Source organism: Lentzea sp. NPDC006480, assembly GCF_040611995.1.
GTDB lineage: Bacteria > Actinomycetota > Actinomycetes > Mycobacteriales > Pseudonocardiaceae > Lentzea.
In genome coordinates this window covers 1-7,699 of the sequence record NZ_JBEXPJ010000266.1, presented here as the reverse complement: position 1 = coordinate 7,699, position 7,699 = coordinate 1, and the positions used below count along the sequence as shown (strand labels likewise).

Sequence of the window (7,699 nt, the reverse complement as noted above, 5' to 3'; positions counted from 1 at the left end):
GCGGGGTAGCTCTACAACCGCTGGAGCAGGAAGCGCTGGTTGGCACCGCTGCCCACGGCGTACTGGGAGACGCGGGCACCGTCAGCGGTCGAGGACTCCCAGACGTCCATGGTGAGGCCGCTCTGCCGGTTGACCAGGCTGACCACCCCGGCACCCTGGTCGACGACCTGCCACTGCTGGGCCGTCGCGCCGGTGTCGGTCTGCTGGGTGATGTCCGCGCCGCTGCTCGAGCTCGCGACCTGGAGCACGAGACCGCTGTGCCGCGCGCGGATCCGGTAGTGGCCGCCGCCGGAGTCGAGGAAGTCGAACACCTGGTTCAGGCCACCCGTGGCGGTCCACTGGATCGCCTGGGCGCCTGCCGCGGTGGAGGCACCGTTGATGTCGAGGAGTTTGCCGCTGTGCTGGGCGACGAGCCGGTAGTCGACGCCTGGCTGCACCGGGCCGTTGCCGCCGCCCGCGCTGCCGACCGGCTTGCGGGACAACGCCAGCGCCTGACCGAGGTCGGGCAGCGGCTTCAGCCGGTAGGTGTAGGTGTAGTCCCGGTTCGGGAAGAGCTTGTAGGTGTCCAACGGTTGCGCGCCCCAGCTGTCGTTGCCGCCGACGCCCGTCTGCCGGAGGTTCAGCCGCAGCACCACGTCCTGGCGCCGGGTCAGCTGGTAGTCGTGCCGGGTGCCCTTCGAGAGGTCCTCCGGGGTGAAGTAGGACGCGTTCACCTCCAGCAGCGGTTCGGCGGACGCGAGCAGGCCGCGGCCGGTGCCGTTGACCAGGGCCACCCAGCGGACGTCGGTCTTGTTGCCGTTCTCCTGCGGGCGGAGGTAGCCGGTCCACTGCTCGGCGACGGTCGAGGAGTACACGCCGACGTCGGAACCGGTCTTGCGGTCCCACTGGTTCTCGTGCGGGCCCCGGCCGTAGTAGCGCAGCCGGGAGAGCTCACCCGGCACGAACAGCATCGTGCCCACCTCGGGGATGTACGGCAGGTTCGACGATCCGGGGTGCAGGGTGTTGTCGACCTTGATCTCGCCGTTGCCGTAAATGGTGTACGTCGTCGAGAACGTCGACACCGTGCTGGTCGGCAGGGTGCCGCTCACGGTGACCCGCACCGCGCGGTCCGACGGCCGGTCGAGCGTCACCCGGCTCACCGTGCGGTTCGAGCCCGCGTTGCGCCACGTGCCGTTGCGGTTGGGGTGGCCGTTGCCGTTGTCGTTGTCGGTCGGCGCCCGCCAGAAGTTGGGCACGGGGCCCGAGTTCAGCAGCCGCATGCCCATCGCGTCGTAGGAGGTGATCAGGCCGGACGCCTTCGCGATGACCACGCTGAAGTCCTGGCCGGTGACGGTGATCCGGTCGCCGGTCTCGGCGGCGGTCACCACCGGCACCGACGTGACCGGCGTCGGCACGACCGGCGGACTGCCGAGGTTGACGGGCAGTTGTTGTTTGGCCACCTCGAAACCCGCGTCCGCCCACGGTGCCGCCGTCCGCAGCTTGAACGACAGCTGGAGGAAGTGTTCCTCGCCCGGCGCCGGGTCGGCCGGGCGCTGGACCGGCACCTGCACGGTCTTGGTGGACAGCGGGGGGATGTCGAGCTGCGCCGCCGTCAGCTCTCCACTTTGGACAACGGTGCCGTCGGCGACCAAAGCCCAGGCGCCGACGAACTCGTTGACATTGGTGAACAGGTACTCGTTGGTGATCTGGACCGAACCCGCGGCACCGGCGCTCGCGACGTTGATCGCCTGGTAGACCTGCTTGACCTCGACGGCCTTGCCGCTGATCCGCCGGTCGGGGGTGACGATGCCGTCGCCGCTGAAGGCACCGTCGTTCGGGTTGTCGCCCCAGTCGCCGCCGTAGGCCAGGTACGTTGCGCCGGAAGACGACTTCCAGGTGAGGGCCTGGTCGACGAAGTCCCAGATCCAGCCGCCCTGCAGGATCGGGTTGGCTCGGATGACGTCCCAGTACTCCTTGAGGTTGCCGGTGGAGTTGCCCATGCTGTGGGAGTACTCGATCATCACGTACGGGCGGCGGTCGTTGGTGTCCCGCGCCCGGTTCGCCACCCCGGCGGGGCTTTCGTACATGGCGGAGCGGATGTCGCTCACCTGGGGGCGGTTGTCGCCCTCGTACTGGATCATCCTGGTGGGGTCGGCCGCGCGGATCCAGTCGCGCATCGCGACGAAGTTGCTGCCACCACCGGCCTCGTTGCCGAGCGACCACATGATCACCGAGGGGTGGTTCTTGTCCCGGTGCACCATCTGCGCGGCGCGGTCCAGCACGGCGGGGGCCCAGTCCGCCTTGGAGTCGGGGTAGTTGTCGCGGATGCCGTGGGTCTCCAGGTTGGCCTCGTCCACGACGTACAGCCCGTACTCGTCGGCGAGGTCGTACCACACCGCGTTGTTCGGGTAGTGCGACGTGCGCACCGAGTTGATGTTGAGCTGCTTCATCACCGTGATGTCGCGGACCAGGTCCGCACGGGTCAGCGCCGCGCCGCGGTCCGGGTGCATCTCGTGCCTGTTGGTGCCGCGCAACGACACCGGCTTGCCGTTGATCCGCATCAGGCCGTCCTTGAGCGCGAACTCGCGGAAGCCGACCCTGGCCGACACGGTCTGGATCACCGTGCCCGCCGGGTCCTTCAGCGACAGCACCGCCGTGTACAGGTTCGGGTGCTCGGCGGACCAGAGTCGTGGCCCCTGCACCGCTTTGGAGCCGCGCGCGGTCGCCTCCTGACCGGGCGCGGGTGAGTTCACCGCCGTGCGCAACGGTTCCGGCCACACCGGCTGCCGGTTCTGGTCGTACAGCTGAGTTTCCACGGAGAACGTGCCCGGCTGCTGGCCGCCGCTGCTGCGCAGGACCACCGCGACACCGAGGTCGGCGTTGGTGTAGTTGTCCCGCAACGGTGTGGTGATCGTGAAGTCGCGCAGGTGCACGGCCGGCAGCGAGTAGAGGAACACCGGCCGGAAGATGCCGGACAGCCGGATCATGTCCTGGTCCTCCAGCCAGTCCCCGTCCGGGTACCGGAAGACCTCGACCGCGATCAGGTTCGAGCCCGCGCGGACGTTGTCGGTGATGTCGAACTCCGACGGCGTGTACGACCCTTCGCGGTAACCGACCTTGGTGCCGTTGACCCACAGGTAGAACCCGGACTTCACGCCCTCGAAGTGGACGTGGACCCGGCGTCCCTGCCACGCGGGCGGAAGCGTGAACGTCGTCCGGTACTGGCCGACCGGGTTGACCCGTTGCGGCGCGAACGGCGGCTGCGCGTTCTCGTTCTGGCCGTTGCCGCCCCACCACGGGTAGGTGACGTTGACGTAGATCGGGTTGTCGTAGCCGTGCAGCTGCCAGTTGGACGGCACCGGGATGGTCGCCCAGCCGCTGTCGTCGACGTCGGTCCGCCAGAAGTTCAGATCGCGGTCCGCGGGTTTGTTGACGTGCTTGAACCTCCAGGTGCCGCTGAGGTCGAGCCGGAACGGCGAGTTCGTGCGGTCCGCCGCCAGTGCCTGGGTGAGGTCCGCGTACGGCATGAACGTCGCGTGCGGCGGCTGGGCGTTGACCTGGAAGATCCCGATGTTGTTGTTCCACTCGGGATAGCCGTTGGGCGGGTCGGGCCAGGCCGCGGCGGTCTCGGCAGGCGTGGGCGCGGCTCCTGCGGATGTGCCCAGTGCGGGAACGGCCAGTGCCGCGAGCCCGCCGCCGAGCAGCGTGCGCCGGCGGATGATGCGGCGGTGGACCTGCTGAGCCTCGTCTGATGAGTTGGACAACGTTCGTCTCCTAGCCGGTCAGCAGGGGGAGTTGGTTTGCGTCAGCAGGCCCAGCCGCCACGGCAGGCTGTTGTAGTCGCCGCCGGAGCTGGGATCGCGCCCCTGGTACAGGTAGCGCAGGTTGCACGGGCTGATGCTCAGCGTCTGGTCGCGACCGGACCGGATCATCTCGCCGTGACTGATGTCGCGCGTCCAGGACCCGGTGGGGAACGTGACGTTGGCCGCGCCCGCGAGCGGTGAGCTCTCGGTGTCGGCCAGCGCCGTCCACGGCCCGGAGATGCTGCCCGACGTCCAGGACCGGAAGTACCGGCCCTGCGCCCCGATCGCCTCGACGATCAGCAGGTACTGGTCCGCACCTTCCACCTTGTACACATTGGACGCTTCGAAGAGCGCGTACTTGTCCGAGTCCTGCGCGGCGATGACCGGTTCGCTCATGCCGTTCGGGAAGCTCCCGACCGAGGTCTGCGAGCGGTAGAGGTGACCGTTGTCGTCGGAGGAGAACAGGTGGCAGTTCACCGCGTCGCAGATGACCCACATGTCGACCCAGTACCCGCTGCCGATGTTGTCCCTGATGATCTTCGGCATGTCCTGGTAGAAGTGCTTCGGAGCGGTCCACCCGGCCGGGTTGCCGATGTCCGGGTTGGTCGAGTAGGCGGCGTTGCCGTCCTGGTAGACCAGGTACCACAGGTTCTGCGGCGCGAAGTAGAACACCTCGGGTGCCGCCCGGTAGCCGGCGCCGATCCCCGACCTGTCGAGGTAGAAGTGCGGTGCCGCGCTCGCCTGTGCCCAGTCCGCGAAGCTCAGGTAGACCATGTTGTACCCGGCCGCGTTCGCCACGCTGGCGAAGACGTGCCACTTCCCGTCGTGGAACACCACCGTCGGGTCCTTGATGCCCGCGATGGTGTGTGAGGAGTCGGACTTCGGCGAGATCAGCTGCTGGCTCGAGCTCCAGGAGTAGCGCGACGGCAGGGGACCGGGTCCAGGGCCTGGACCCGGGTCGTTCAGGCCGGTCCACTGCTGGTTGGTGCCCCCGTTGCAGGACCAGATGATCACCTTGGTGCCGTTGGCGGTTCCCCGGCCGTTGACGTCGAGGCACAGTCCTGATTGGACGTTCGTGAGCGTGCCGTTGCCGCCCACGTTCCACCTCTGGTTGTTGCCACCGGTGCAGTTCGCGATGATCGAGTTCGCGCCACTGCCGGTGCCGGAGGTGTCCAGGCACCGCTTGGAGTCGCCGGTGTAGACCGAGATCTCACCGGACGCCGCGCGGGTCCACTGCTGGTTCGATCCGCTGTGGCAGTCCCAGATCTGCAGCTGGGTTCCGGGGGAGGTCGACGAGTTCGGCACGTCGAGGCACTTGCCGGCCGAGACGGAGCGCAGCGTGCCATTGCCACCACCACCGCCGCCGCCGTTCAGCGCGTCGAGCACCGCGGTGTACGCCTGCTTCTTGTTGTAGTTGCCGTCGAACAACAACGGGGTGTCGCCCGCCCGCCACGAGTACTTGTCCGTGATGCCCCACGGGGTGATCCCGGTGCAACGGGCCACCGCCAGGCAGGCCTGCGTCACCGCGCGGTACGTCGCGGCCTGGGCGGAACCGGAGCCGCCGACGTCGAGCTCCGTGATCTGCACGTCGACGCCGAGGTCGGCGAACCGTTGCAGGTTCGCCTGGTAGCTGCTCAGGTTCGCGCCCTGGCCGAGGTGGCTCTGGAAGCCGACGCAGTCGATCGGCACGCCGCGGGACTTGAAGTCGCGCACCATGTTGTAGATGCCGGTGCTCTTGGCGTTGATGCCGTCGGTGTTGTAGTCGTTGTAACAGAGTTTGGCGTTGGGATCGGCGGCGCGGGCGGTGCGGAACGCGTCCTCCATGTACCCGTCGCCGAGCCGTTGCTGCACGAACCACTGACGCCGGGTGCCGTTCTCCTCGAACGCCTCGTTCACCACGTCCCAGGCGTAGATCTGGCCCTTCCAGTGGCCGGCCACCTGATTGATGTGGTTCGAGATCGCCGCGCGCAGGTCGTTGCCGTTCAGGCCGCTCACCCAGCCGGGAATCTGCTGGTACCAGACGAAGGTGTGGCCGCGGACCGACATGCCCCGGCTGCGCGCCTGGCTCACGATCTGGTCCGCCGGGCCGAAGTTGAACTGGTTGCGGCCGGGCTCGACGGTGTCCCATTTCATCTCGTTTTCCGGGGTGACGCTGGTGAACTCCGTGCCCCACGTGTTCACGTACGCCGAGTCGCCGAGATGGCTCTGGGAGATCGCGGCGCCGAAGTAGCGGCCGCTCTGCGCCGCCGCGGCACCGAGCGTGTTCGCGGCGGCGGTGGCAGGGGCGGAGAGCGCTGTTGTCAGGCTGGCCGCGGTGAGTCCGGCGGCGGTCAGAGCGGCGAGTGCCGATCTGCCACGCCGTCGCAGGGATGGACTGGTGGACATCGAACCCCTCGTTTTCGTCGCTGAAAAAGGGCTTCAGGGCAGGGCTATCCGAGCGCCCATTGCTGGTTGCTGCCGCCGTTGCAGGTCCACAGCTCGACCAGGGCGCCATCGGCGGTGGACGCGCCGGTCACGTCCAGGCACAGTCCTGATTGGACGCCGGTGATCGTGCCGTTCGGGTTGAGCTGCCACTGCTGGTTCGCCTGGCCGTTGCAGCTCCAGGTGATCACCTTGGTGCCGGCCGTGGTGCCCGCGCCGTTGGCGTCCAGGCACAGGGTGGCGCCGCCCGCGGTGACAGTCAGCTGGTTCTCCGCTGTGCGGGTCCAGTTCTGGCCGGTCTGGCCGGTGCAGGAACGGATCTGCAGCTGGGTGCCGGAGCTCGCCCCGTCGAGGCACTTGCCCGCGCCGCTCGCGTGCAGCGGGCCGGTGCCGGTGCTGGCCCCGATGGTGTAGCCGGCGGCGGTGATGTTGGCCTGCACCGCGTCCTCGGTGGCGTTGGACGGGTAGCCGGCGGTCATCACACCCTCGTAGAACGTGCCCGCGGAACCGATGCTGTTGTCGCCGCCGGTGCCGAGGATGATCGCGCCTTCCTTGCGCATCGGGTTGTACCCGTTGACGTTCGGGCGCTTGCCGTCGTAGTAGGTGGACAGGGCGCCGGTCTGGGCGTTGCCCGCGCGGATGGCCCAGTGGTTGGGCTCGCCCTTGATGATCGCGGTCAGGAACCGGTGGTTCACCGTGGGGTCGTTGGCGTTGTAGCCGGCGTTGACACCGGAGAACAGTCCGTTTTCGAGGTCCGCCATCACCCAGGGGCCGTTGCCCGTGCCGTAGCCCCAGACCTTGATGTTGCCGAAGTAGATGGCTTCCATCGTGCCGTTGCCGTTGTCCCGGCTGTTGCGCTCGGCGTTGCCGTAGTCGAAGCAGCAACCGCCGTTGTAGTGCGTGCCGTTGAAGATCGCGTACATGCCCTCGGGCTGGTCACCGGTCGCCGTGCCGGTGGCGTTGTTGTTGCGGTACCCGGTTCCTGGCGCCACGAACACGCCGTACGCCTTGTGCCCGCCGACCGTGATCGGCGCCGCGGTGGCGTTCGCCAGGTTGTCGTAGCCTCCCGGCGCCGGACCGGGGAATCCGCCGGGCGGTGCCTGGGTGAGGTGGTTGTGCCGGGGAGACTGGTCGTAGATGACCGTGATCAGGCAGGTCGTGTTGGCGCAGAACGAATCCTGTGCCGCCGCGTCGGCCACCCCACCCGCACTCAGCGGGCCGATGTCCCGCGTTGAGTTGTCCGACGAACGACGTACCTGGTACAGCGCCCCGGTGTACGAGCCGTACAACGCGCGGGTCGTGCTGTGCGCGGCCACGCAGGGCGTGTTTCCGGCGGCGTAGATGTCGCACGGGCCCTGCACGGCGGCTTGCGACGTGCCTGCCGTGGCGCCCGCGACCAGTGTCATCGTGGCGCCTGCGCCGGCGACCAGTCTGATGAGCCAACGTCCAGCCGGAGCAGACGATCGCCGTCCTCGGCCTCGGCCCGATCGGCGACA

The 7,699-nt window shown here is 68.3% G+C and carries 3 protein-coding genes; all 3 read right to left on the bottom strand.

Annotated features, from left to right (window positions below; all coding sequences use genetic code 11):
- Nucleotides 1-11 precede the first annotated feature (11 nt).
- Genes ABZX92_RS44225 through ABZX92_RS44215 form a run of 3 tightly spaced genes read right to left on the bottom strand, consistent with a single transcriptional unit; the run spans nt 12 to nt 7,609 of the window.
- The gene (locus ABZX92_RS44225) at nt 12-3,743 is read right to left on the bottom strand and encodes a glycoside hydrolase family 2 TIM barrel-domain containing protein (protein WP_355571928.1); all 3,732 of its coding nucleotides are present in this window, start codon (nt 3,741-3,743) and stop codon (nt 12-14) included.
- 18 nt (nt 3,744-3,761) lie between these two features.
- A complete protein-coding gene (locus ABZX92_RS44220; RefSeq protein ID WP_355571926.1) occupies nt 3,762-6,167 on the bottom strand; it encodes a non-reducing end alpha-L-arabinofuranosidase family hydrolase in 2,406 nt (801 codons plus the stop codon).
- Nucleotides 6,168-6,211: 44 nt separating this feature from the next.
- Nucleotides 6,212-7,609 (bottom strand): arabinofuranosidase catalytic domain-containing protein, encoded by a 1,398-nt coding sequence (locus ABZX92_RS44215; protein ID WP_355571924.1) that lies wholly within the window; start codon nt 7,607-7,609, stop codon nt 6,212-6,214.
- Nucleotides 7,610-7,699 lie beyond the last annotated feature (90 nt).

Coding starts and splice junctions, on each gene's coding strand:
- ABZX92_RS44220 (WP_355571926.1), bottom strand. CDS start 6,167: ATGTCCACCAGTCCATCCCTGCGACGGCGTGGCAGATCGGCACTCGCC.
- ABZX92_RS44215 (WP_355571924.1), bottom strand. CDS start 7,609: ATGACACTGGTCGCGGGCGCCACGGCAGGCACGTCGCAAGCCGCCGTG.